Raw genomic sequence first — 25,864 nt, 5'->3', positions numbered from 1 at the left:
TATGTTCAACAAAAAGATCTTGCTGGTAAGAAACGAGGAAACGTTTCTGGTAAACGCTATAAAAAACATGATCAAGGACGCCCATTTCATTCTGGAGGAAGCTGACTTTTCAGTGGCTTCCCTTAATGCAAAATGGAAGGGCAGTTCCCTTATTCTGTTCTATACAGACGCAGAGGTAGACAAGCACAGTGATGCCATGGTTTACCTTAAGGACCTGTGCATGTATGAGAACATGATCCTTATGGTCATAGGTGATAAGGAGGCCTTTGAGTTTGTGCACAGATATGTGCCAAAGGAAGATGTTGCCTTTGAGATTTCAAGACCTCTTGATATGTCTGATCTTATGAGCAAGATCATGATAGTAACTGACGATGAATATGAGCAGCAGAGAAGGAAAAGTATCCTTATAGTGGACGATGATCTTACTTATCTTCAGATGGTAAGAGAGTGGCTTAAGGACACCTACCGTGTAGGAATGGCAAATTCCGGCACACAGGCTGTGGCTTGGCTTGCCACCAACAAGGCGGATCTTATCCTTCTTGATTATGATATGCCGGTACTGGACGGACCTAAGGTAATGGAGATGCTTAAGAGCGAATCCTTCTCCAATTCCACCCCCGTTATGTTCCTTACGGGAAAGAATGACAGAAAGAGCGTAACCGATGTTATCTCACTTAAGCCTGCCGATTATCTTTTGAAATCAATTTCTAAGGACAAACTTCTGGCAACACTGGATAATTTTTTCAGGAAAACCAAAGATTAAGACCGGAGTAAGTTATGACAGGTATTGGGCCTGCGGGTGACCTATCCTTCAGGGTGGCTGCCGTTATGGTCAGTTTAACATGTGTTTTCTATACGACTGTGATACGAAACAACAAAAAGAAAAGGCTTCGCAGTCGTCTTTTTGATGCCCTTATCATCATTACTCTCGTAGGCTGTATTACCAGTATCGGGTCCGAAATAATAGCCAGGGCTGACCTTTCCTATGGAGTAAGGTTTTTAGTAAGTTACATCTGCAAATATCTGTATTACCTCACGCATTTTCTTTTGATACCTGTTTTTTGGGTCTACATCATGATAGTGTGCGATGTGTATCACACTCTGGGAAGGCGCAGTCTTATTCTGCGACTTCTTCCCGTTGTCGGTATCGAACTTCTTGTGCTCTCCAATCCCTTTACCCGCCTTATCTTTGTTTGGGATGAGAATTTATGGTATTACAGAGGCAAGGCCATATTTGTGGTATATATCATAAGTGGAATATATCTGTTTTCCTGCTTCTATGTGCTTGCGAAATACTGGAACAGCATGCATGTCATTCAGAAGGCGGCCCTGTTCTATTTCCTTGGACTTGCCATTATCGGAACCATAGTCCAGATGATCTTCCCCGATATAAAATGTGAGCTCATGACAGAGGCTATAGGGTTTCTCGGAGTCATGATCATGATAGAAGGCGAGGAGAGCCGCAACGACTATAAGACCAATGCCAGGAACAAATCAGCCCTTGTGCATGATCTGAAGTCTGCCCTTACGGTGAAAAGAGATTTCAATGTCATCTGCGTTCGCGTGGTAAACGCGGAAGCATACAGAAAGATAACAGGTTATGAAAATTACGATCTGATCCTGACAAGGATAGCGGATTTCCTTATGGACCTGGGACCGGGATATGAGGCCTACAGGACAACAGGGGGACATTTCTTTTTGATATGTCCCGATGCCACTCAGGATGAGATAAGCAGTGTACTTGAAAAGATCAGGGACAGGTTTGCGGATTCCTGGCAGATATCAAACGGCTCCATGAATATCAAGGTGAAGATCCTCTGCGTAAGGTGTCCCGAGGAATTTGACAATGCCGATGACATCCTGCTCTTATCAGAGGCGGATATAGATGAGACGGACAAGGTTCTTTACAGAGGAAAAGACCTGGATTTCCTTCTTCGAAGGGTGGAGGTGGACAAGGCCATTGTCCGTGGCATGAACGAGGAAAATTTCCTGGTGATGTACAGACCGGTTTACCATAAGGATTCAAGGCTTATTGTCTCTGCGGAAGCTCTTTTGACTCTGAAGGACAGCGTTCTGGGGGATGTGCGCTTTAGCGAGTTCAATGCTGCGGCTCAAAAATCAGGCTTTAGTGTGGAACTTCAAAACCGGATGACCGAGGCTGCCATCAAATTCTTAAAGACAGGCCTTGAGCGAAATAAAGAGGAAGGGGAAATAAGGGTACTGGCAATCCATATTATCTCTGTTCAGGTGCTTAAGAATGACTTTGCCAGCAAGGTAAAAGAGCTGATGGAGAAATATGAGGTCGATCCGAGGAATCTTGTATTTGATGTTAGTGACACCATAGTAATGCAGGCGCCGGATGTTCTGGATAGCGTTGAGGATCAGTTCCTGCAGATGGGAGTCAACTTTTTCCTGATAAATGATGAAGCCGGTTTTCTTGGGATGAGTCCCAGAAGCATGGAAAAGTTCAAGGGTGTTGTCATAAATATCGGAAGGCATTATCAGGCTGTAGCGGATGAAAAGGTTGACCTGATGCTCAGGAACAGATGCGCCATGATCAAAGAGCTGGGAAAAGATATCATATTTACCGGCATAGATACAAAAGAACTGTTTGATAGAATCAAAGATCTGCCTGCAGATCTCATAAGCGGAGACTATTTGTCACAGAGGGTGACAAAGAATGAGCTCCAGATAAAGTTCTGGCATAAAGAACTCTATTATGACGGGGAAGGAAGATGATTCGTCAAAATGCCCATATAATTCCGTAAAAATTGCGCTTTGTTGCGCATCAGTAAATATGCGGTGTTTATACTTTTTTTACAAACAGGACGATACGAAATTGTATCAACCGTTCAATTGAAAAACATGGACCTGTGGACTAGGATAGTCTATGGGTCCATTATTTTTGCGCGTTAACATGGTTTTTGCTCACGGACCATGTTGCGCAAAAGTTGCGCAAATAGTGCAATGAAATTTGGAATTTGGGAGGAAATGAAATGAAGAGGAATGTATTAAAAAGATTCTGCAACGCCCTGCTGATATCTTCGCTGGTGCTGGGAAATATGTCATCTCTTACGGTTATGGCCGATGAGCCGAATGATGCCGGTACCTGTCTTGTAAACGAAGATTTTTCCGAAGATATCTGGGGAAGTGACAGTGGCTGGACTGTTTCTGTATACGACTGGGATGCTACAGGCGCTTCCATAAAGTCTTTTACCTATTCAAGCGATCAGTGGATGAGCGCACCTTCGGATGGCTCCGATACGGGAGTGAACTTCTGGTTCGGAGAGGGAGACGGAGTTTTGACATTCTCACAGGATATAGCACTTTCTGAAGGAACCTATGAGGTATCCTCCGAGTGTATGGGTGAGAAAGCCTCTTTTTATCTTGATATAAACGGTGAGAAGTCTGAGAAGACTGAACTTACCGGTTACAATAACTGGCTTACCGGGACCTTTGAATTCCCGGCAACTGAGGATATGGAGGCCGCAACAGTCAGTCTTGTGCTTGATGTTTCCAAGGACGGCTGGGGATATGTCAATAATGTTAAGATTGAAAAGAAAGCTTCGGACAATGCCGGGGAGGATTCATCTGATGAAGAGGGTTCGGGGGAAGCTTCTTCCGAAGGTTCATCTGAGGATGAGGAGAACCAGGGAGGCGGATCTTCATCAAATACAGGAGCAGACGGCGAAGGAAGCGATACGGAGTATGACTGGGCAAATTCCGGAAGTATCGTAAACGGCGACTTTGAGACCGGTGATACAAACGGCTGGACAGTGGATATGCCCGGAGCAGACGGCAACAGTGCCGGAACTCTTGTAAAGACAGATCAGTACGCATCCGGAAATACCACAAACTTTTTTAACTACTGGAACGAGACTGACACCGAAGCAGCACTTACGATTTCCCAGACTGTAGGCGCAGTAAAGGCAGGAACCTACAAGCTCTCCCTTAAGGTTGAGGGTGAGACGGATGAAGCGGGCCTTACCTTTAAGGCTGTGGACCTTTCAGGTGATGAGAAGGTTTCTCTTCCCCTTGGAGCTACAAAGGGCTGGAACGACTGGTACAGTCTTGAGAGCGGCGAGTTTACCCTTGAGGAAGATACAGACCTTACGCTTGTTATAGAGGGAAATGTTCCCGCCGGATACTGGGGTGATCTTGATGACATAGCTCTTTTGACCCTTTCAGAGAAGGAAGAGGATACAGCTGTTGAGGCTCCCATCTATGTAGAGAAGGTTTCTGCGGCAGACGTTGACTTTATCACAGGTGTTGATGTCAGCTCCTATGTTGCAGAGAAAAACAGCGGTGTTAAGTACTACGACTACGACGGAAACGAGCTTTCAGATCAGGGATTCTTTGATTTTCTTAAGAGCTGCGGCGTCAACTATGTAAGGATCCGTGTCTGGAACGATCCCACGGATACAAACGGCAACTCCTACGGCGGCGGAAACTGTGACCTTGAGGTTGCCAGAAAAATCGGCGTATGGGCTACAAACGCCGGAATGAAGGTACTTATCGATTTCCACTACTCAGACTTCTGGGCAGATCCCGGCAAGCAGACCGCGCCTAAGTCCATGGCCGGAATGAGTACAGATGAGAAGGCACAGGCTATAGAGGAATTTACAAAGGATAGCCTTGAGAGCCTTATCGGAAGCGGCGTTAACGTTGGAATGGTACAGATCGGCAACGAGACCAACAACGGTGTTGCCGGTGAAAAGAGCTGGGAAAACATGGCGAAGATATTCTCAGCCGGAAGCCGCGGAGTAAGGGCAGTGGCAGCAGACAAGGACATGACAATCCTTGTTGCGGTTCACTTCACCAATCCCGAGAAGAGCAGCAACTACGCAACCTATGCTTCGAACCTTGATAAATACGGCGTTGACTATGATGTATTTGCTTCTTCCTACTATCCTTACTGGCACGGAACTTTGGAGAACCTTAATTCAGTTCTTTCAAATATCGCAAACACCTATGACAAGATGGTGATGGTGGCTGAGACTTCCTATATCCATACCTGGGAGGACGGCGACGGACACGGCAATACCGAGTACGAAGGCAAGAGCGGCGATACCTACAGCTACGATGTCTCTGTTCAGGGACAGGCCAATGCCGTAAGAGCAGTTATAAATACCGTGGCAAATACTAAGAACGGTATAGGCGTTTTCTACTGGGAACCTGCATGGATTCCGGTTCAGGTATATGACAGCGCTGCAGAGAATAAGGATGAGATCCTTGCACAGAACAAAGAGATCTGGGAGACCTACGGAAGCGGCTGGGCAAGCTCTTATGCAGGAAGCTATGACAAGGATGCAGGTACCTGGTACGGCGGATCTGCTGTGGATAACGAGGCGTGGTTTGACTTTACGGGACATCCTCTTGATTCTGCCATGATATACAACTACGTAAGAACCGGAGCTACAGCTCCTGTAGTGGTAACTTCTGTAAAAGCCGAGGATGTGACAGTGGAGGTTGGACAGGAAGTAGTCCTTCCCGAAACTGCAGTTGTAAGCTATTCAGACGGAAGCAAAAAAGAACTTGCAGTAAGCTGGAACAGTGAAGATCTTGATGCGGCATTGGCAGCAGGCATCGGAAGCTATGAGATAAAGGGAACAGTTGAGATCAAAGAGGGCGAGAGTGCTGATGTTACCTGCAAGCTCACCATCAATCCCGTAAACAACGTTATTAATCCCGGATTTGAAGATTCAGACATGACCATGTGGACCATCACCGATGCCAATAGCTGCGTGGGAAGGCAGGCCGACAGCTCCAACGTAAGGACCGGAAGCTATTGCCTCAAGTTCTGGGATGATGCGGACATTGATTATACCGCTGAGCAGACAGTGACTCTGCCTGCAGGTATCTATAAGCTTGGAACATATATTGAGGGCGGAGACGCCGGAGATAATGCTGAGTTTAAGCTCTACGCAAAGGTTACAGGCGGCGAAGAGTATTCAGTTGATACAGGCGTAACAGGATGGCAGAACTGGGCAAATCCTGAGGTTACGGATATTATTGTTACTGCTGATGGAACCGAGGTTGTGATCGGCGTAAGCGTCAAGGCACAGGCAGGAGCCTGGGGTGCCTGGGATGACTTCTATCTCTATAAGACCGGCGACTACGTAGCTCCCCAGGAGCCTGAGGAACCCGTTATCGAAGACGGCGATGATGAGAAGTCCGGAGTGACCGGTAACTGGAAGAAGCGCTTTGGAAGTACCTATTTTGTAAGAAACGACGGCAGTCTTGTAAAGGGTCTTAATGTGATCGACGGTAAGACCTATTACTTCAGGCCGAACGGAAGCCTTGTATGGGGCAAGTTCGTTAAGTTCAATGAGGGAACCAGATACTTTGGCTATGACGGCGCCATGGTCACAGGCTTTATGAGAACTCTTCTTCTGACATACTACTTTGATGAAGACGGTATCATGCAGACAGGAAGAGTTGCAGTGGGCGATAAGACCTACTACTTTGAGAGAGACGGTCACATGGCAAGAGCTAAGTGGCTTACAGAGAACGGCAAGACCTATTACTTCAAGGCTGACGGAACCATGGCTACAGGTAAGCTCAGGATCCTCTTCCGGACCTATAAGTTCGATGAGAGCGGAGTGCTTATCCGCTGATAGAATACAGCAACTTTTGACATCCAGCCCCTGAGACGTCTACACAGAAATGTTTGTGTTCGTCTGCGGTGCGATTTTCTAAAACTCATTAAGCAGCAAATGCCTCATTTCGACGTTGCTCAGAGCAATCGGCATTTGCTGCTTTCTTCGTTTTGAAAATCATCATCCTCGTCCGAGAACTGCACATTTCTGTACAGAGGTATCAGGGGCTGCTATGTCATTAAAATGCGCTGATTATCACATCTTATGATCAAATGTGTTTTGTTATCATGCCATGAATTATTCCCCTATGTGGGCTGTCTTCCAGTGGATGGCAAATGCTGTAACACTGGGACAATAACCTCCGCACCTGGGGCATTTCTTAAGAAGAATATCAAAGGCGGGAAGCTTACCCTTAAGGTCCTCTTTTATCTCGTCAAGGGTATCTATGCCTCCGGTTATTTCCGCAAGCTCTGATTCGTCCAACTCGCTGATGATCTCATCACTATTTAAGATTTTCTCATCCATCGGTATCATCTCCTTTTCAGATATATGAATTTGATTTGCTATAATTATATACGAAGGAAAACCGGGAAGGAAAATTCTAACCGGTGATTTTAGTAAATTTATTGTTTTTTTAGTCTTGTGATATGATTAGAAAAAGATTTTTTTTGGAGAACGATCATGACAACGGATTTTCAGCTGACAACGCTGTGTTATCTTGAGAGAGACGATAAGTACCTGATGCTTCACAGAGTGTCCAAGAAGAACGATATAAATAAAGATAAGTGGATAGGAGTTGGGGGACATTTTGAAGACCGCGAGAGCCCCGAAGAATGCGTAAAAAGAGAAGTCCTTGAGGAGACAGGCTATGATATCCCTCTTGAGGATTTTGAGTACCGGGGGATTGTGACCTTTATCTCCGACAAGGGAGACTACGAGCTCATGAGCCTGTTTACGGCACCATGTCCCGATGGAGAACCGGCATTCTGTAATGAAGGAGAGCTTGTTTTCGTTGGGAAAAAAGACGTCTATGACCTGAATCTCTGGGAAGGAGACAGGATTTTTTTCAGACTTCTTGAAGAAAGACGGGATTTCTTTTCCCTGAAAATGACCTATGATATTGAGGACAATCTCAGGGAGGCGGTGCTTGACGGAAAGGATATCACTCCTTGAATTCTGAAGAGTAGTAGGGAAGCACGATCATATCACCGGCTTTGATGTCGCTTGCATCGTCGATATGGTTGATAAGACATACCTCGTGCATATATTCATCTACTCCTGAATACTCACTGCTAACATAGTCCCGGGAAATGTTGTATAATGACTCGGATGCGCCTACGCTGTAGGTGGTATAATATTTGATCCTGGGGGATTCGCTGCTGGCTTTGGGCGTAATGCTTGTTCCCCAGAATATTGCGGCTACTGTAATTGATGTCAGAAGAGTCACAAGTGCAATTGATCTTGCCAGAGTCTTTCTCTGCTGTCTGATGATCTCAGCTCTTCTGTTTTTGTTGTCCCAAATAAGTATTTCTCTGTAAACACTATATGCTGTATCCATTTTTACATCTCCCCCTGTAAAGTGGTGTTGGGTCAATAGTTACTTAAACGATTAAGATATTATAATTATAAGCTTTTTCAAGCACTACAATCATAAACAATGGCTAAAAAGCCTAAACAATATATTGTGTTCATAAACAAAACGGGACAATTATAAACTAACGATAAAGAGAGCGTTAACATATGACTAAAGGTTCTATTACCAAAAATCTGGTTCTGTTTGCCATTCCACTGTTCTTCGGACAGCTCCTGCAGCAGCTTTACAATATTGTGGATTCCGTAGTTGTGGGAAATGTCCTGGGAAAAGAGGCACTGGCAGCAGTCAGCACATCGGGAAGCCTGATCTTTCTCATGGTGGGATTCATTAACGGACTGTTCATGGGAAGTAGCGTTATCATAGGAAAGAGCTACGGAGCAAAGGATTATAATAGAGTTTCAATGGCGGCCCATACGGGAATCGCCTTTGCCTTCATTATGGGAATAACACTGTCGGTGGTGGGATTTTTCTTTACCCCGGTGATCCTTGGATGGATGGGCACTCCTGCCGACGTTATGCCAAACTCCGTGCTGTATTTCAGGACGTATTTCCTGGGAGGTCTTGGTAACATAATGTACAGCGCCTGCTGCGGCGTCTTCCAGGCTGTGGGAGATTCCAAGCGTCCTCTGTACTATCTTATGGTCAGCACTGTCCTCAATACCATTCTGGATATAACCTTTGTTAAGTTCCTTGGATTTGGTATAGGAGGAGCGGCCTTTGCTACCATAATCGCTCAGTTTGTCAGCGCGGTTCTAGCCTTTGTAAAGCTCACAAGAGTGGATGGCCCTCACAGGATATATATAAGAAAACTTAAAATGGACGGCGAACTTCTTAAGAAGGAACTTGCCCTTGGATTTCCCACGGGAATACAGAACAGCGTCATTGCAATAGGAAACGTTGTGCTTCAGTCCAACATCAATGCCTTCGGATCTGTGGCAATGGCGGCCTGCGGAAGTTATTTCAAGATCGAGGGATTTGTCTTTCTGCCTATCACCTGTATGTGCATGGCTCTCACAACCTTTGTCAGCCAGAACCTTGGAGCGGGAGAAGTGGAGAGAGTAAGGAAGGGTTCCATAATAGGAAGTGCCATCAGCGTAAGCTGCGCGGAGATAATCGGTGTTATCGTGTTTATATTTGCTCCGGTATTCTTAAGTATGTTCTCCAGAGAGCCCGGAGTTATCGCTATCGGAACCACTCAGGCCAGGACCGAGTCTCTGTTTTACTGTCTTCTGGCCCTTAGTCACTGCCTTGCGGGAATCTACAGAGGAGCAGGCAAGACCACTATCCCCATGATAGTAATGCTCTCAAGCTGGTGCCTTCTTCGTATCACCTATATCACCATAATCGTAAGGATAATTCCTGTGGTGAACGTGATCTTCTGGGCATATCCTCTGACCTGGTCAGTGAGCACCATCGTTTTTATCATCTATTATTTCAAGGGAAGCTGGATCAAACAGATCGGATAAATTACTCCTTGCAAATAATGAAAGGCGGATGTATAATTCTAATTCGCGACTAACGACAGTTCATTTGTACCTTCCTGTCGATAAACAAAACCAGGACTACATGGAATAACTATGCTTATCTATGTGGCTCTGCGAAGGCAGAGCCTTTTTTATTCTATAGTAACTTTCTGTGCAGATCCCCAGGAGAAAAATGAAGAAGATCATTATTGACTGCGACCCCGGAATCGATGATTCCCTGGCCATAATGCTGGCGCTTAAGAGCCCTGAAGTTGAGGTTTTGGGAATAACCGTAGTTGCCGGCAATTCCCCTGTGGAGCTTGGATTTGACAATGCAAAGAGAATCCTGAGCTTCCTTGGAAGGCTGGATGTTCCGGTTTATGTGGGCGCAGACAGACCAAGAGAAAGAGAATATGTAAATGCCCTGGATACCCACGGGGAGGACGGCCTTGGAGAGAGTTTTTTACCAAAGGTTGAAGGACAGGAAATCCCTGAGGAGTCTGCGGTTTCATTTATGAGACGGACCCTTAAAGAAGGGGATGTGTCAGTGGTGGCATTGGGACCTCTGACAAACCTTGCGGATCTTATTGATGAGGATAAAGAGGCATTCCTTTCCATTGAGAGACTGGTCTCCATGGGAGGCAACTTCAGAAGCCACGGCAACTGCTCGCCGGTTGCGGAGTACAACTACTGGGAAGACCCTCACAGCGCCAGGGTGGTGTTTGAGACCCTCTATGAAAACCATCGCAAGCTTGAGATGGTGGGACTTGATGTCACAAGACAGATTGTGCTTACGCCGCAGATTCTTTTGTCCATGAAAAAGATAAATCCCAAGGTGGGAGAGTTCGTGGAGAAGATAACGGACTTCTACTTTAAGTTCCACTGGGAGTGGGAGCACATAAGGGGCTGCGTTATAAATGACCCGCTGGCTGTTGCACAGTTTATCGATCCGGATATCCTTAAGGGCTTTGAGGCCTACACCGATGTGGAGACAGGCGGAATAAGCATGGGACAGACCGTGGTAGACTCCATGGGATTCTACAAAAAAGAGAGTAACGCCGTTATTTACACAGAGGTTGATAAAAGAGCTTTCTGGGAAATGTTCTTAACAAGGCTCCTTGATGTTAAGCCGGAAGCTATTGAAACCATAATAAAAGAAATAAATTGAAAGCTATAAACAGATTGGAGAAGAAATTATTATGTCAAACAGAACTAAGAAAATTACCATGATCGCACTGGCGGTTGCCATCAACATTGTAGGAAGTAAGATAGCTCTTGCCTTAAGCCTTCCCATCTTCCTTGACAGCATCGGAACCATATTTGCAGCCATTACGTTAGGACCTGTAGCCGGCGGCCTTACTGCACTTGTTGGCGGTCTTATCAACGGAGTCCTCGGAGATATCTTTGCAATCTATTTCTCACTGAGCGGAGTTCTTATGGGCGTTATCGCAGGACTTCTGTTCTATAAGAAGAAACTCAGCTATGTACATGCCCTTTGGAAGTGCCTTATCATAACACTTCCCGCATCTGCGCTGTCAGCCTGCATTGAGACTTTCCTTTTCGGAGGAATCACCTCTGCTGTAGTTACAACCGTTATTATCCAGGCACTTTCCCAGACAGCACTTAAGCTTCTTGGAGGCGCATTTGTAACACAGGCCGTTACCGATTATGTGGACAAGCTTGTTGCCATCATGCTGGTAATAACCTGCGTTAAGCACCTTCCCTATGAACTTACTCATTTTGACGGAAAAGAGACAGAGGAGAAAGCAGCATAAGTCACCAGATAAAGTTGGACTTTAACTGTTCTCCGTTATCGATAAGAAGATCCTGGCCGGTCATACTCTTGTTTACATTGGTAAGGAAGTAAGACAGATCGGCTATTTCATCGGCGGATGCCCAGCGATGGAGAAGAGTTTCATCAAGGCACTGCTCCATGAGATTCGGATCGTCCATAATATGAGCATTCAGCGGTGTGTAGACGCCGCCTGCAGATATACTGTTGGAAGTAGCACCGTACTTGGAAATTCTGAGTGCGGTGTTTTTCATATAAGTGACAACTCCGCCTTTGCTGGCGGCATATTCGGGGAATTCCGCGCCGTTTGAAGCGCTGGAGGATGCCATGAAAAGAACGGAGTGTATGCCCTCGTGGAAGGCGTATTTCTCTGTAACGGAGATGGTAGCGGTAAGGTTGGTGTCTATGACGCCGGGGCCTTCCTGAATTCCCGCATTATTAATAAGAACCTCCACACCGTCAATGTCGGGAAGCTCTCCTGTTATGTCCACTGTCATGTGGGTGTAGGATGGGGCAGAAAAACCGGCCTCATTTACGTCAAAGCCGATGACCTCATGGCCCATCTCTATGTATTTTTTTGCGCAGGCAAGACCTATCCCGCGACTTGTTCCCGTAATCAGTATTTTCATAGTATCTTTTTTACCTTAAAGAAGATCAGACTGCCTGCCACAATAAGAACGCTGAGTCCGATGATCACCGGGTAACCGAATATCCATTCAAGCTCCGGCATGTATTTGAAGTTCATTCCGTACCAGCCAACGATAAGGGTCAGAGGCATGAAGATGGTGGTAACCACCGTGAGCACTGTCATGATGCGGTTCTGCTTAACATCAAGCTGGGACTGATAGAGGTCGTTGAGCTGGATGGTGTAGTCACGAAGGTGAGTTGCCGCATCGTAGAGCCTGTCTACTCTGCTGGAGAACATGTGGAAATATCTGATATTGTCCTCCTCAAAGAAGCCGTTCTCATTTTCCTCAAGCTCCTGTCCAAGGTCCTGAAGCTGTTCATAGTGAATGCGCAGGTCTCTGATGTCGCCGCGGATCTCGTTGTTGCGCTGGATATGAGCTTCTTCGGCGTTGTCCATTATCTCTTTTTCTATTCCGTCAAGTTCCCGCTCATAGCGCTGCATGATCTGAAGATCGTTATGGATTATAAGCTCCAGAAAGTCATAGAGGAATCGCTCTAAAGAGGGTTTTCTCCACTTCTTGTTGCGCTGGATCCGCTGAACTAGGTTTAAGGCGTTCTTGTTTCTGTCGATGAACACGATACCGGTTTCATCAAGGGCAAAGGAAAAACTCTCGGGAACGTCGGTACAGGCTGACTGCACCGGGATACAGAAAGTTCCGGTAAGAGAGTCGTAGTTGACCTCAGCCTTGGTGGTGAGGATATCTTCATTGCTGTTCATATCGAAATCAATGCCCATGTCAAAATTCTCGCTCTCCTCAAGCCACTGCTGCGGCGTAAGTACAGCCACAAAAGGCGCATCGGCGTCGTGACACTGTTCGGCACTGCATTCTTCAAGGGTGTTTCTGATAAGATAGTACATAATTTTCCCCCAACTGGTAGATTCTTAAAACCTTCTCTTTTATCATAGCACCTTGGGAGTGTAAAATGAAATGGAATCGGTTTATACAGCAGGTATTTTCATGGATACCGGAAGGAAAAAATAGGTCAAATGAGTACATTCGAGAAGGTGCTTTTCATACTTGAATCAAATAAAGATGTCTATACCTCCGGGGAAGATATGGCAGGGGAGCTTGGCGTTTCTAGAAATGCCGTGTGGAAGGCCATAAAGGAGCTCCGGGAAAAGGGGTATCTTATAAAGGCGGTCAGCAACAAGGGCTACAGACTCTCAGGTGACAGCGACATAATCTCTGCGGAGGGGATAAAGGCCTGTCTTACACCGGGCTTTGATAGCGCCGGTGAAATCTTTGTCTTTGACAGCCTTACTTCCACAAGTGATAAGGCCAAAGAGCTGGCGATACAAGGCGCTCCCCATGGGACTGTGATTGTTGCGGCGTCCCAGACAGGAGGCAGAGGCAGGAAGGACCACTCCTTCTTTTCCCCTGAAGGCGGCCTGTATATGAGCATCGTTTTAAAGCCCGAGGCGCTTTTCAGTACTGACAGCAAAGAGCTTATCTCTTTTACCGGGGACGCTGTCATAAGCGCCATCCGGGAACTGACCGGAATAGAGCCCTACGTTGACGGAATAAACGATCTGTATGTTGACGGGAAAAAAGTCTGCGGCATACTTCTCGAGTCCGGCAGTGAGTTTGACAGCGGAACCCTCCAGTGGATTGTTGCGGGGATCGGGATTAACTTTGATTCAGATATAGGCAGCTTCCCCCAAGAGGTAAGGGAAAGGGCGTCGAGCCTTTTTACCAGGGGGAAGGCCACTGTAACCAAGAATGCTCTGATAGCAAGGGTGATTGAGAAAGTGCTGGATAGAAAGCAATAGGGAACCTGGGGATGGTATGTTTTTTGCCTGACAAACACAGGATGTTAGAGCTTTAGGGTTAGATCTTTAGCAGGTTCATTGCGGAGAGCCTGTTGGATTTGTGACTTTTATTGATTACAACAGGTGTTTTGGGTAGATGGGCCTGTTGGTAATACCGTTTTTATCGATTTCAACAGATGAATTCAGCTGACGCTCCCTGTTGGGAATGTGGTTTTTGTCAATTTCAACAGATGAATTCAGCTGGTGCTCCCTGTTGGGAATATCGTTTTTATCGATTTCAACAGGTAGATGAGAGCAAATACACTGTTGAAATCAGGAGAAATAATGAAACCAACAGTTTGGTATAGATCCGGAAAGTCACATGAAGTGGGTTTTGATGATTTGAGTGGGGACTATCACAGAAGCCATGAGACAGTTCTCTTTTTGATGATTGTCAACCTATGAAGTGACATTGGTTGACAATGGCTGCGTGATGTGATACCTTCATAGAGGCAATTTTGTATTGTCGGCAAAATAATGAAACAGTTGTTGGAGGATCAAGACATCATGAGTAGTGCAGACGCAGTTAAGACAAGAGACAATTCAAAGGTGCTGGACCTGGTGTATATTGCCATCGGGGCGGCGCTTATCGCAATATGTTCCTGGATAAGCATACCCACGGCGGTTCCCTTTACGCTTCAGACTTTCGCAGTGTTTTTTGTCCTGCTTCTTCTGGGCGGTGAGAGAGGAACACTGGCAACCCTTGTGTATATATTGCTTGGGGCAGTGGGAGTGCCTGTTTTTGCAGGATTTACCGGGGGCTTCGGAGTTCTTTTCGGAAATACCGGAGGATACATAATCGGATTTTTGTTTACAGGACTTATATATATTCTTTTCACCAGGTTCTTTAAGAAGAATATAGTTATGAAGATTCTGGCGCTGGTACTTGGACTGACAGTGTGCTATGCCTTCGGAACCGCGTGGTTCATGCATGTATACATGCAAAACAGCGGTGAGGTGGGACTTCTTACGGTACTTGGATGGTGCGTATTCCCCTTCATCATTCCGGATCTTCTTAAGCTGGCACTGGCGGTGGTGCTTTCAAAGAGAATAGAACCGGTTATCAGATAAAAGAGCTTTTGCCTGCTTCGTGAACAATGCGGAGCAGGTTTTTTTATTCACTTTTTCATGTAAAACAGGCCGTTTTTGTATGGCACAGAAAAAGTGCATCGTCGATAATATCGGAAGTTAAAACGATAAAATGAAATCCCGACTTCTTTGTGCCTTGCTGAAATATAAACGCAATATCTAGTTGTTGAAATTCAGAACGAATGTTCGTATAATTAAATAGAACAAACGTTTGCGGCAGCTTGATGTTGAGTGTTTTAGGATTTAGGCTTTATATAAGCAGAATTGAGGGCACATATGATTTACGCAGTGGATTTTGACGGCACGTTGAGTTTCGGTGAATGGCCATCGGTAGGACCGGTTAACAGGGAACTTGTTGACTATCTTATTAGCAGGCAGGGGACAGGAGATAAGGTGATATTGTGGACCTGCAGAGCAGGGAAGCCGTTAGCTGATGCAGTGGAGTTTTGCAGAAGGTATGGTCTTGTTTTTGATGCGGTTAATGACAATCTTCCGGAGATCATAGAGCAGTATGGATCTAATTCAAGAAAGATCACCTGCGATGTGTATATAGATGACAGGGCGTTCCATGTTGATGATTATGAATATACGGGGGAAGTGGATATTGGCAGGATTGAGTCTGCACTCATAAGGTTTGCGGACAGGGTATCAATGGCTGTCTGAATAGCCGAGGCTGTATGAACAGCCGTGGTTGTCTGAATAGCAGTGGTTGTATGAACGGCCGTGGTTGTCTGAATGGCCATGGGTATACTAATAGTTATGGAGGCGTTGTTGACTATTTAAGGCAGATGTCGTAGTGTGATAATGCATTATGACAACGCGAGAAAAATTCCGTTCCGACGTAGAGTCGGTGGGAAGTTCATGACTATGGAGGATTTATATGACCCGCAGACAGATGGCGATGGACAATTTCATGAAAGGATATAATTGCTCTCAGTCAATAGTACTGGCTTTTGCGGATATGCTTCCGATTGATGAGGCTACGCTTTTGAGATTGTCATCCTCTTTCGGCGGAGGAATGGGAAGACTTCGCGAAGTGTGCGGCTCTGTAAGCGGAATGTTCATGGTGGCGGGCCTGTTATACGGCTATGACGGCCCCGAGACAGGGCAGGTAAAGGCCGACCACTACGCAAGAATACAGGAGCTGGCACACAGATTTGAGGAGCAACACGGATCGATAGTATGCAGAGAACTTCTGGGGCTTAGCGTCAGACATGATGTCCCGGTTCCTGAGGCCAGAACAGCCGAATATTATAAGAAGCGTCCATGTCCTGAGATAATTGGAGATGCGGCGCAGATTCTGGAAGAATACATTATGGAAGGAAACAAGGAATTGCCCGCGGGCAATGGTAAATGTAATGGATAAAACAAAGTTTTATGACCAGGTTAAAGACAGGATGCTGCGGTACGCCAAGGTAGATACCCAGTCGCAGCCCTATAGCGGCCATTGGCCCACAACAGATAAGCAGAGGGACCTTGCCGGAGTTCTTAGAGATGAGATGATAAACATCGGAGTTTCCGATGTTTTTCTTGATGATGACAAGTGCGTGGTATATGGCCGAATTCCCGGCAACATGCCTGAGGGTGCAGGCAGAGCGGTAGGATTTATCGCACATATTGATACAGCCCCGGATGCCAGCGGCACGAATGTTAAGCCCTGGGTGCTGGAGAATTACGATGGCGGAGACATTGTACTTAACAAGGATAAGGATATAGTGATGAGGGCAGCAGACTACAGCAACTTAAAGTCGTATGTCGGTCAGGATCTTATTCTAACGGATGGAACAACTCTCCTTGGAGGTGATGATAAGGCTTCCATATCAGCCATAATGACTCTTGCTGAGTATCTTTGCAGCCACAGTGATGTAAAACACGGCGACGTATGTCTGGCATTTACTCCCGATGAGGAAGTGGGAGGTCTTGCGCAGGACCTTGATTTTGACAGGTTTGGTGCCAAAGTGGCATATACCCTTGACGGAGATCATCTTGGATGGTATGAAGATGAGACTTTCTATGCTTCGGAAGCGGTTTTGGAGTTTATCGGAAGAAGTGTTCACACCGGAACAGCTAAGGGGATAATGGTAAACGCGGTAGATATGGCCGCAGAGTTTATGGCAATGCTCCCGGAGGATGAAAGGCCGCAGAATACTGACGGAGTGCAGGGATTTTTCCATGTGATTTCCTGCAGCGCCGAATGTGAGCATGCAAAGGTAATACTTATTATCAGAGATTTTGACAAGGATAAATTTGAAGGACGGGAGAACTTTTTGAGGGAATGTGCGCAAAGGCTCTCGGATAAATATGGCTCTGAGAGAGTGAAGATCACAATAGAGCACCAGTACAGCAATATGAAGGAAGTTCTTAAAGGTGTTCCTTATATGACGGATATTTTGAAAGATGCTATTGCCAAAGCCGGAATAGAGCCTGTTTGCGAGCCATTCAGAGGCGGAACGGATGGAGCAGCTCTCTCATTCAGAGGCTTGCCGTGTCCCAATCTGTCAGCAGGATATGAAAATGCCCACGGAAGATTTGAGTATGTACCTATACGCTCCATGGAAAAGAATGTGGAGATACTCATAAATATATGCGAGGCTTTTGGTGAGCTGTAAGCGGGTAATGTATATTTGTGAGTTTTCCGCTTCATAAATCGGGTAATGGATATATGTAAGGCTCTTCAAAGGAAAAAGAGTCTTCAAGCGCAAAAACAGAATAGTTAAAAGGATTCAGAGCGCTCTCCGGCTATGGCCGGGGAGCCTTTTTTGTCCGGAAACAGCTTGGCGGTCAGGGCCTTTACCTCAGGGTTTCTCCTGTGAATACGGACAATTGGAGTTGGAGATAATTTTTGAAAAAATGAATAACGGCTATTAACAATTAACAAATGTTATCCGATATAATTGATGAAAGAGTACTTATGTCTGTTTTGATATGTTTATAAAACTAACGGTACAGGGGGATGTTATGCCAAAAGAAGAAATGCTTCCAAGTGAAAGTGAATGGATGATCATGGAGACTCTATGGAGATGCGGACATGACCTGACTTCAGCAGAGATTACAGACAGACTGCCCAAGTCCTCTAAGATGTCCCAGAGGATGGTAAGAGTGCTGATAAACCGGCTATGCAAAAAGGGTATGCTTACATATACAGTCGATCCTGATGATGCCAGGGTTTATCACTATACTGCGGCAAGAGGAAGAGAGGAGTGCCAACGGGCTAAGGGAGATGCATTTGCAGAGAGCTTTTTTGAGGGAAACAAACTCTCGGCTGCATTTACCTTACTGGACAAAGTGCAGCTGTCGGAGGCACAGATCAAAGAACTTGAAAGTATCATAGCGAAAGCAAAGAAAAATAAATGAGTCTCAAGGATGAGCAAGGGAGCAATTATGCAGGGAATGCAACTGTTCTTTTATGAGCTATATGGATTTTTGGAGTTTGTATGCGTCTATTATTCGACCATACTTGGTTTTTGTGCGATCATATCTGTATTTGTGCTGGGAGTCATCATGACCCTGCGGAGCAGCCTTTTTTCCAGAATGGTATTTGGAAAGGGTGTTCTGTGGTGCATGCTGATTCCCGTTATTTTTTGCGGAAAACTTCATGCCTATTACAGCACACCGCTGGGGGTGAAGGTTTTTTACCGATGGTATGAACTATGCAGTACGAGATGGATAAGTGTGCTGTATTTTGCAGGAATGATCATTATCGGAACACTGCTTGTGGTGAAAAGAAGAGGACTTTCCCGCATGGTTAACCGATTGTATGATCCCGGAAAGTACAGCTCTGATTATGCCATGAAAGAGTATCCGGGCAGGATTTCATCATTTTGTATGGGGTGTCTTAAACCGACAATTGTTATTTCGGAAGACCTTTTGGAAGACGATGCGGCTGTTATTATAAAGCACGAAGAAACCCACATACGGCTGGGGCATTTATGGATACTTCTTGCATATGATATACTCCGGGTTCTTCTTTGGCCAAATGTCTTTCTGCATTTGTGCGTAAGGTTCTTAAAGAGAGATCTTGAGGACATCTGCGATGCAGTGACGATACAGAGGAACTCAATAGATATAAGTGACTATGGAAAGACGCTTCTTAGATGCGCCGGGAATATGGCAATATCCGGAAGAAAGCCCGGGCCCCGGGGCGGAATGTCTTTTGCCTGGGACGACGATTATAAGGTATTAAAAAGAAGGCTGGAGAGAATTGTAGGCCGCAAGGCATATAGTGTAAAGGCGGTGAAAGTCCTGATTGCCGTAGTGGCTTTGCTTGTTGTTGCAACGACGGGAGTGATCAAAGCTAACTCCTTTGCGAGAGTCAATGACATCGGTAAGGTGAGCTCCATGTGCTTTTCCAATGACACCGATTCTGTCTTTGTAGATTATGACAAGGCTATAGTAACAGGCTTTGACGATGAATGTATTTATGTGGATTCGAAGGCCCTGCTGGATCAATTTCCGGAAGCAGAAAGGGCTGATGGTTTCTTCTATTTTTCAGTCGGCGGTTACTATAAGATTCCCGGAATCGGTGGAGGCGGAGGCTGGGGAGAACTTGACGTTAAAGAAATACACGAAGGAATTCTCAAAATTCCTAATCATAATGAAATCGATATATGGAACCGGCTGATCATGTGGCTGTAAGCGGCTGCAGATGGCCCCTAGGGACGGAGTCGAGGGATCATTTATTATGAAACCCCGGGGACTTAAGCCGAGGGATCGCTTTTATGACACCCGGAACAGGAGGTGGTTATGTGAATGGATGGGAAGTCACGGTAAGTGGCAATACAACTCATTACAGAAAAAGACTCTATGATGCATACGGCAATCATGTCGGAACCATCGGGATTTGCAGACCTACAAAGCAGACCGGGAAGAAAAAGAAACCGGCACTGTACAGCTTTAAGCAGGTTTCTTCCCAGGTTTTACAGGCCAAGACCTCCACAAAAGCCATGCAGGTGTCGAACAGTATCAGGGCTAAGATAGGTCTTTTGAAAAAGCAGCTGAAGAACGGCGATGTGGACGAAGAAGAGGTACTGAGGGCAATCCTTCATGCAGAGATGGTCCAAAGAGCCTGTGACAAGAAAAAGAAGAATCTCAGGATGGAAGAGACTGCGGAAAGGAATATAGAGGCTGAAGAGGAGATGCCGATGGAACCGGAGGAAGCGCCGGATGAAGCGGAATCCGAAGAAGAGATAAAAGAGCTTGAGCAGGCCGAATTTGAAGCCCTTATGGAAAAGTTAGAGCTCAGCGCTGATGAGATGATGGAGATGGCGGAAGAGACGGTAGAGCTGGACGAGGAACTTGATGAAATGGCTGAGGCGCTTTCCGGATCCATGACACCTGAAGACTTAGAGCAGCTCAAGGTCAAGCACAGATCGGATGAAGCCAGAGACATATTGAAGGCGGATCTTAAGTATCTGAAGGCACTGTTTGACCGGCTTCAGTCGGAGAAGGAGAATGCCGGAAAAAGCTCTTTTGCTGGAGCAGGGGCATATGACAGCGGAGTGACGCTATCACTGGGAGGTGTGGACATGGCAGTTGTGGATGCAGGAACGACAAACACACCGACAGAAACAGGTGGCTCGTTTGACGTAGAGGTTTGAGATATTTTTTTTGGCAGATAGATTAACAGATGTTAACAAATACAAGGAGGTAACATTTATGAGCATAGGAATCAACACAAATTATGGAACGAATAATTTAGTTGGCATTAGTGGCAATACCGAGCCGGCGTGGATCAAGGATGATGATAAGGATAAAGAAAAAGCATCTTCCGCATCACAGCCCGGAGTTATCTATGAAAAGCAGGATGCCAATGCGAAGGCAGCAAAGAGCGAGAAGGATGATGAAAAGGCTATTTATAAGAAGTCCAAAGAGGATAGGGCAGCCATAGTCCAGCAGCTCAAGGCCGCCGAGGAACAGCAGAGAAACAATCTGATCTCCATTGTGCAAAAGACGCTGCAAGGTCAAGTAGGTGCTTATGGAACAGCCAAGGGCGATGACTTCTGGAGGCAGCTTGCCGGTGGCAACTTCAAGGTTGATGCTGCGACCAAGGCTCAGGCACAAAAAGATATATCAGAAGACGGGTACTATGGCGTAAAGCAGACTTCCCAAAGACTCTTTGATTTTGCATCAGCTCTTGCCGGGGACGACGTGGACAAGATGAAGGAGATGCAGAAGGCTATGGAGAAGGGCTTCAAGCAGGCAACAAAGACCTGGGGAAGAGAGCTTCCGGCTATCTGTAAGGAAACTTTGAATGCGACGAACAAGCTGTTTGAGGACTACTACAGTTCAAAAGAGAAAGGAACAGAAGTATGAAGATTTGTGACATAAATGAATCCATTGGTGACATTTCTATAAGCTGCTAAAGGTTATATGCCGATATAACAGAAAAGGAGTTTTGTCGTTCATATACACGGAGGTTATGGTAATGACTGGAATCAATATTACTTCGCTTGGCAGGCAGGTAAAAGACATTGGTCAGGAAATTTACGCTGCGAAACAGCAGCGAGATGAGATGCTGGCAAAGTCTTCACCTGAAAATGGAGATGGTGGTTTGCAGAAAGCCATCCATGAGAAACTCAGTGATAAATCAGACGTGGCTTTTGGTGACACGGCAGCTACACTTTCTATCTCTGCGCTTGGAACAGAAGAACTGGAGAAAGTCAGAGATTCCTGGAATAACCATCCGGTAAGTTCACTGTACAGAACAGAGATTCCGATCAACAAGAATGCCGAAGGTGCGTACAAGATAGGCGGAGTTTCTTTTACCGAAGAAGAGTTGGGCGCGGCCAGAAAGCTTGTGACAGGTGTCGGAAACCAGCTGAAGGCAGGATACTTAAGCTATAGGGACTATGCCAAGATGGAAGTTGCGCAGAAGGTTGTGGAGAACAGCGCTGCTGCGGGATTTAGTGATGATCAGGCCAAGGTGATCAGCCGGGCTATGAAGGACTACAACAACGGTCTGGTGGAAAGACAGAACGAAATGCTATCGGGCAGAACTACACGTGTGAACGATGATCCTGAGTCAGGAAGATACTTTGGAGTCGAGGTTCTGGTGCCCGGAAGTGTTACAGAATCAGGAACGACAAGATATGCCAGCACCGATATTGCTACGGACAGGGAGCTGATAAAGACGCTCCGCGACAGTATAGGGGCAGTTGATATTACCGGCAAAAACGCTGCTTCTGAGATTAAAGCTCTTTATCAGAATATTATGAAGCCCGTATATGCTGTGCAGTACCCATTCCAGAGGGAATCTGATATAAATGACGCTTTGGATAGAGATTTAAAAGAGCTTATTGCATTAATGGACATAGAGAAATGACCCCTAGGGACGGAGTCATGGGTTCATTTCGGAGGTAACAAATTATGAGGATACAGCAGAACTCATTTCAGGGAAATGACAATACACAGATAATTTCAGGCGCTGCAAATACGCAGAATAAGAACGGCAACATGAATTCGATCTCCGGCGCAAACCTTAAGGGCGAGAGTCTTATAGCTCAGCGCCGAGGGCTTGCCAGAAAGCAGGCTCTTAAGGTTGTCTCCGATGCTTTTGGCGGAGAGAAGAAGCTTGATGCGCAGATGCAGGGGATCAAGGATGAGATAAAGCGTCTGCAGGACGTGATAAATGAAAAGCGCACTGAAACCAGGGACAATGATGCCAGGTTAAAAGAGCTACAGGAACAATATGGGATTGATCCGGACAGTGAAGAGAATAAGAACCTGGAGCAGCTTGCCTTAAAAATGAATCACTCCAAAGACGGACTATCCGATGAGGAGAAGGGAAAGCTGTCCGAGTATCAGCAGCAGGCTCTTTACTACGTGGCAAAGAATCAGCAGAATGCGCTTGATATCGATCAGGCCAAAGCCCAGCAGGCAGGGAATGTTCAGGGATATGCAGATATGAAAAGGGAGCGCGCAAAATCACAGGACATGCTCAAAGCGCAGGATGCAGCAGAGGAGATCATGGAGGCCTCGAATGATGAGACGGTAGCTCTTTTGACTCAGGAAATGATAGAGCATGTGGACGAAGAGCAGAAGGAGCGCGAAGAAGAGGCAAAAGAGGCTGCGGAAAAGAAGAAAGAAGAGAAGAAGGAAGAGGCAAAGAAACTCGAAAAAGAAGCCATGCAGCAGGAGATGATCGAGAACATCAAGGAACATGCTGCAGAGAGCCAGAGGACCGGCGCCGATGTAAAAAGAGCTGTCGCAAGGCGTGAGCGAGCTGAGGCAGAGCGGATGGATGCCGAAGGCACACAAAAGACCATTATTTCAGAGGGTACTTCCATGGAGGAGACGCAGAATGCGGTCAATTCTGAGATTACCAATATTCTCAATAAGCTGAGCCTTCTTTCGAACGACGTCAAGGGAAGTGCAATAGATAATCAGATTTGAACCCCGGGGACGGAGTCAAGGATGCGCATTATTTCAATGGATTGAAAACATTGGAATGATGCGCTTTTTAATTGCCCATTCGTAACATAAAAATGGCTATTCATGACATGGATAAAGCCTACGCAAATGTTCTGATGCTATGATTTATGCATAAACAGACAAGAGGATGAAATATGAATAAGTACTGTATAGCGATTTGTGATGATGAAGAGCCGGTGAGATGTCTTTTACGCGAATGGACAAGGACAAGTACACCGGGGGCAGAGGTTAAGGAATACTCAGGTGGCAAAGAGCTGCTAAAGGATATCGATGAAGGCCTTAGGCTTGATGTGCTGTTCCTTGATATTGCCCTGGAGGAGAGTGATGGTTTTGAGACAGCAAAAGAGCTGGGAATGCGCATAGAAGCGACCGGCAAGAGTGTGCGCGCTTCAAGACCGCTCATAATTTTCGTGACAGGAATCCCTGACAGAATGGGAGATGCGTTTGAGGTAAAGGCATTTGATTATCTGATTAAGCCGGTTTCAAAAGATATATTTGAGAGTGATCTGCACCGTGCAATTGAGGAGCTAAAACGACTTGATGCACAGCTTATATGCGAAACTTCATATCACAACAAAGAGGATTTCATCACAGTGCAGATTGGAAAAGAGTCTGTGACTTTGAGGGTAAAAGACATTCTCTATGTTGAAAGTTCCGGTAGAAAAGCAGTAGTGCATATGAAGGATAAACGCTATGAAGTCTACAGACAGATGGCCGGACTTGAAGAAGAACTTGGAAAAGAGTTTTTCAGAATCCACAGAGGATATCTGGTTAATATGAAGCATATTAAAGGGTACTCGAGGTCTGAGGTTCAGATAGATAACGGGGATCTTCTTATCATATCCAAATATAAATACCAGGAATTTGTAAAAGCATATATGGATTACATATCCTAAAAAGCGGAGGGGTTATGACCGAAGAACAGATAAGGATAGCTCAGCAGTTATACGGAATAATCATGATTATTATCAGGGGAGCGTTTCTTGGATTGTGTCTGGATCTTTTTTTGGAAAAAGAGATATTAAACAGAGCAAAGATAATTATGATATCAGCAGTCATGACTATTATCGGACTAATTCTCTTTGCCATACCGTTCTCCACAAGAGGACTGTACAGCCTCATCGGACTCATCTTCATAGCCATAGTCTTTTGGCTGATCAATCCCAAAGTGCTGCCTCACTCGATATTTGTTTTCTTTTGGTGGAACAATGTCTTTTACGTATGGTATCTTGCAAACTTCGCAATCTTCAATGAAATTACAGATAAGGTCACAGGAGCAATTGATTATTCAAAGGAAGGTGCCATAGAGCGTTTGTGGCTTTGGATGTTTGCACTTATAGTGGCGCAGATTGTCTTTATGGCACTTACACTTTTTGGCGAATACCTTGTAGTAAGAAAACTCTGTCAAAAGAAATATGACATGTCCTGGACGGAAGCTATTTATCTGTCAGTTTATTCGGCGGTCTCGTACATTATCTGTTATATGATTGCGGATGTCATGGTGGTTCCTTTGGAAAAAGAGGTATTCTTTTTATTGGACGAAAAGAAGGGAATGGTATTTACGCTTCCTCTGCTTGCACTGCTGCTATTCATAGGCGAGATATCTGCCATTGCTACCTGGCAGAGGTACAGACGGCTCAAGGAAGAGGAACTGCGGCTTCAGGAGGAACTTAAGCAGCAGGAATTTATCAGGAAGAAGATAGAGTACACAGAAAAATATCATGACCGCATCAGGACGCTCAGGCACGATATGGCCGGAAAACTAATGATACTAAAGAGCTTTTTGGAAAATGAAAGATATGAAGATGCTTCGAAGTTTCTTGGTGAAATGAACATAGAACTAAGCACGAATAGCATGCGGATTTCTACAGGAAACCCAGTCACCGATATAGTGATAAATGAGGCAGCAGGCCAGGCGGACAATCTAAAATGTGAATTTCAGGCTGATTTCTCTTTTCCCAATGAAAGTGGTATTGGCGCTAAAGACATGGGAATCATATTGAATAACCTGCTGGACAATGCAGTGGAAGCAGTGGCAGTAATCCCGGAAAACGAAAGGTACATAAAACTTACCGGAGAGGTTAAGGAGAACTTTTTCCTGATAAGAGCCGAGAACTCTTTTGACGGAGTGCTGAAAAGAGATGTGGATGGCAATATAGTGAGCAGGAAGAGACAGCAAACCGATGGAGAGCTTCATGGAATTGGGTTAAAGAGTGTGATGAGCATTGCGGATAAATATCTTGGGACAATGGATATCAGTTCAGAGAATAAGCTGTTCAAGGTTAGAGTTATGCTCCAAAGCACAGAAGATGACCATTCACTACATTAAAATGTCCGTTGATGCATTAGCTATTTATCCGGATATCTTCATAGTCGATACCTGTAATGTAACAGTAAAGC

General features: G+C 45.5%; 24 protein-coding genes. 20 read left to right on the top strand and 4 right to left on the bottom strand.

The window, feature by feature from the left end; all coding sequences use genetic code 11:
- Position 1: 1 nt before the first annotated feature.
- The 3 genes from T456_RS20405 (at position 2) to T456_RS23480 (ending at position 6,617) form a co-directional block, all read left to right on the top strand.
- Complete coding sequence (locus T456_RS20405) at positions 2 to 763, top strand: response regulator (protein ID WP_024866870.1); 762 nt, start codon at positions 2 to 4, stop codon at positions 761 to 763.
- A 65-nt stretch (positions 764 to 828) separates the two neighbouring features.
- Positions 829 to 2,739 carry an EAL domain-containing protein gene (locus T456_RS0115190; RefSeq protein WP_197026907.1) on the top strand — a complete coding sequence of 637 codons (1,911 nt, stop codon included), beginning with the start codon at positions 829 to 831 and terminating at the stop codon, positions 2,737 to 2,739.
- 257 nt (positions 2,740 to 2,996) lie between these two features.
- Positions 2,997 to 6,617 (top strand): glycosyl hydrolase 53 family protein, encoded by a 3,621-nt coding sequence (locus tag T456_RS23480; protein ID WP_024866868.1) that lies wholly within the window; start codon positions 2,997 to 2,999, stop codon positions 6,615 to 6,617.
- A 279-nt stretch (positions 6,618 to 6,896) separates the two neighbouring features.
- Here the strand turns inward: T456_RS23480 and T456_RS0115180 are convergent, their stop codons facing one another.
- Positions 6,897 to 7,124, bottom strand: a complete 228-nt coding sequence (locus T456_RS0115180) for a bacteriocin (protein WP_024866867.1) — start codon at positions 7,122 to 7,124, stop codon at positions 6,897 to 6,899.
- Between the two features lie 156 nt (positions 7,125 to 7,280).
- Between T456_RS0115180 and T456_RS0115175 the strand changes: the two genes are divergently transcribed.
- Positions 7,281 to 7,772: an NUDIX hydrolase gene (locus tag T456_RS0115175; RefSeq protein WP_024866866.1), complete on the top strand. Its 492-nt coding sequence runs from the start codon at positions 7,281 to 7,283 to the stop codon at positions 7,770 to 7,772.
- On the opposite strand, the gene T456_RS21600 is transcribed toward T456_RS0115175, so the two are convergent.
- Entirely contained in the window at positions 7,762 to 8,157 is a 396-nt protein-coding gene (locus tag T456_RS21600; RefSeq protein ID WP_024866865.1) for a hypothetical protein, read from the bottom strand. The two genes, T456_RS0115175 and T456_RS21600, sit on opposite strands and share 11 nt — an antisense overlap.
- Positions 8,158 to 8,339: 182 nt before the next feature.
- Here T456_RS21600 and T456_RS0115165 point away from each other — a divergent pair, with 182 nt between their 5' ends.
- The 3 genes from T456_RS0115165 to T456_RS0115155 all read left to right on the top strand — a co-directional run bounded on the left by T456_RS0115165 (position 8,340) and on the right by T456_RS0115155 (position 11,431).
- The gene (locus T456_RS0115165; RefSeq protein ID WP_024866864.1) at positions 8,340 to 9,659 is read left to right on the top strand and encodes an MATE family efflux transporter; all 1,320 of its coding nucleotides are present in this window, start codon (positions 8,340 to 8,342) and stop codon (positions 9,657 to 9,659) included.
- A 190-nt stretch (positions 9,660 to 9,849) separates the two neighbouring features.
- On the top strand, positions 9,850 to 10,824 hold the full coding sequence (locus T456_RS0115160; protein WP_024866863.1) for a nucleoside hydrolase: 975 nt from the start codon (positions 9,850 to 9,852) through the stop codon (positions 10,822 to 10,824).
- Positions 10,825 to 10,855: 31 nt separating this feature from the next.
- Positions 10,856 to 11,431 (top strand): ECF transporter S component, encoded by a 576-nt coding sequence (locus T456_RS0115155; protein WP_051465042.1) that lies wholly within the window; start codon positions 10,856 to 10,858, stop codon positions 11,429 to 11,431.
- Between the two features lies 1 nt (position 11,432).
- On the opposite strand, the gene T456_RS0115150 is transcribed toward T456_RS0115155, so the two are convergent.
- Entirely contained in the window at positions 11,433 to 12,077 is a 645-nt protein-coding gene (locus T456_RS0115150; protein WP_024866861.1) for an SDR family NAD(P)-dependent oxidoreductase, read from the bottom strand.
- A complete protein-coding gene (locus tag T456_RS0115145) occupies positions 12,074 to 12,994 on the bottom strand; it encodes a magnesium transporter CorA family protein (RefSeq protein WP_024866860.1) in 921 nt (306 codons plus the stop codon). The genes T456_RS0115150 and T456_RS0115145 overlap by 4 nt, the downstream gene beginning before the upstream one ends.
- Before the next feature lie 129 nt (positions 12,995 to 13,123).
- On the opposite strand from T456_RS0115145, the gene T456_RS0115140 reads away from it, so the two are divergent.
- The 13 genes from T456_RS0115140 to T456_RS0115080 all read left to right on the top strand — a co-directional run bounded on the left by T456_RS0115140 (position 13,124) and on the right by T456_RS0115080 (position 25,793).
- The gene (locus T456_RS0115140; protein ID WP_024866859.1) at positions 13,124 to 13,906 is read left to right on the top strand and encodes a biotin--[acetyl-CoA-carboxylase] ligase; all 783 of its coding nucleotides are present in this window, start codon (positions 13,124 to 13,126) and stop codon (positions 13,904 to 13,906) included.
- Positions 13,907 to 14,452: 546 nt separating this feature from the next.
- Positions 14,453 to 15,016, top strand: a complete 564-nt coding sequence (locus T456_RS0115135; RefSeq protein WP_024866858.1) for a biotin transporter BioY — start codon at positions 14,453 to 14,455, stop codon at positions 15,014 to 15,016.
- 294 nt (positions 15,017 to 15,310) lie between these two features.
- Complete coding sequence (locus T456_RS20390) at positions 15,311 to 15,697, top strand: hypothetical protein (protein WP_024866857.1); 387 nt, start codon at positions 15,311 to 15,313, stop codon at positions 15,695 to 15,697.
- Positions 15,698 to 15,914: 217 nt separating this feature from the next.
- Positions 15,915 to 16,400, top strand: a complete 486-nt coding sequence (locus T456_RS0115125; RefSeq protein WP_024866856.1) for a C-GCAxxG-C-C family protein — start codon at positions 15,915 to 15,917, stop codon at positions 16,398 to 16,400.
- Positions 16,393 to 17,643 (top strand): peptidase T, encoded by a 1,251-nt coding sequence (gene pepT, locus T456_RS0115120; RefSeq protein WP_035802455.1) that lies wholly within the window; start codon positions 16,393 to 16,395, stop codon positions 17,641 to 17,643. Before T456_RS0115125 ends, pepT begins: the two co-directional genes overlap by 8 nt.
- 349 nt (positions 17,644 to 17,992) lie before the next feature.
- Positions 17,993 to 18,388 (top strand): BlaI/MecI/CopY family transcriptional regulator, encoded by a 396-nt coding sequence (locus tag T456_RS0115115; protein WP_024866854.1) that lies wholly within the window; start codon positions 17,993 to 17,995, stop codon positions 18,386 to 18,388.
- Positions 18,389 to 18,415: 27 nt separating this feature from the next.
- Positions 18,416 to 19,669, top strand: a complete 1,254-nt coding sequence (locus T456_RS0115110) for a M56 family metallopeptidase (RefSeq protein WP_197026906.1) — start codon at positions 18,416 to 18,418, stop codon at positions 19,667 to 19,669.
- A 110-nt stretch (positions 19,670 to 19,779) separates the two neighbouring features.
- Positions 19,780 to 20,631: a hypothetical protein gene (locus T456_RS0115105; protein ID WP_024866852.1), complete on the top strand. Its 852-nt coding sequence runs from the start codon at positions 19,780 to 19,782 to the stop codon at positions 20,629 to 20,631.
- Between the two features lie 58 nt (positions 20,632 to 20,689).
- Positions 20,690 to 21,346, top strand: coding sequence for a hypothetical protein (locus T456_RS0115100; protein ID WP_024866851.1), 657 nt, complete (start codon positions 20,690 to 20,692; stop codon positions 21,344 to 21,346).
- A gap of 112 nt (positions 21,347 to 21,458) precedes the next feature.
- Positions 21,459 to 22,355, top strand: a complete 897-nt coding sequence (locus T456_RS0115095; protein WP_024866850.1) for a hypothetical protein — start codon at positions 21,459 to 21,461, stop codon at positions 22,353 to 22,355.
- 44 nt (positions 22,356 to 22,399) lie between these two features.
- A complete protein-coding gene (locus T456_RS0115090; protein WP_024866849.1) occupies positions 22,400 to 23,425 on the top strand; it encodes a hypothetical protein in 1,026 nt (341 codons plus the stop codon).
- A 173-nt stretch (positions 23,426 to 23,598) separates the two neighbouring features.
- The gene (locus T456_RS0115085; protein ID WP_024866848.1) at positions 23,599 to 24,360 is read left to right on the top strand and encodes a LytR/AlgR family response regulator transcription factor; all 762 of its coding nucleotides are present in this window, start codon (positions 23,599 to 23,601) and stop codon (positions 24,358 to 24,360) included.
- Positions 24,361 to 24,374: 14 nt separating this feature from the next.
- Positions 24,375 to 25,793, top strand: coding sequence for an ATP-binding protein (locus T456_RS0115080; protein WP_024866847.1), 1,419 nt, complete (start codon positions 24,375 to 24,377; stop codon positions 25,791 to 25,793).
- Positions 25,794 to 25,864: the final 71 nt, after the last annotated feature.

The organism is Butyrivibrio sp. FCS014, from assembly GCF_000526935.1.
Lineage (GTDB): Bacteria > Bacillota > Clostridia > Lachnospirales > Lachnospiraceae > Butyrivibrio.
The sequence above is the reverse complement of the archived record's forward strand: the minus strand, read 5'-3'. Positions and strand labels throughout refer to the sequence as shown.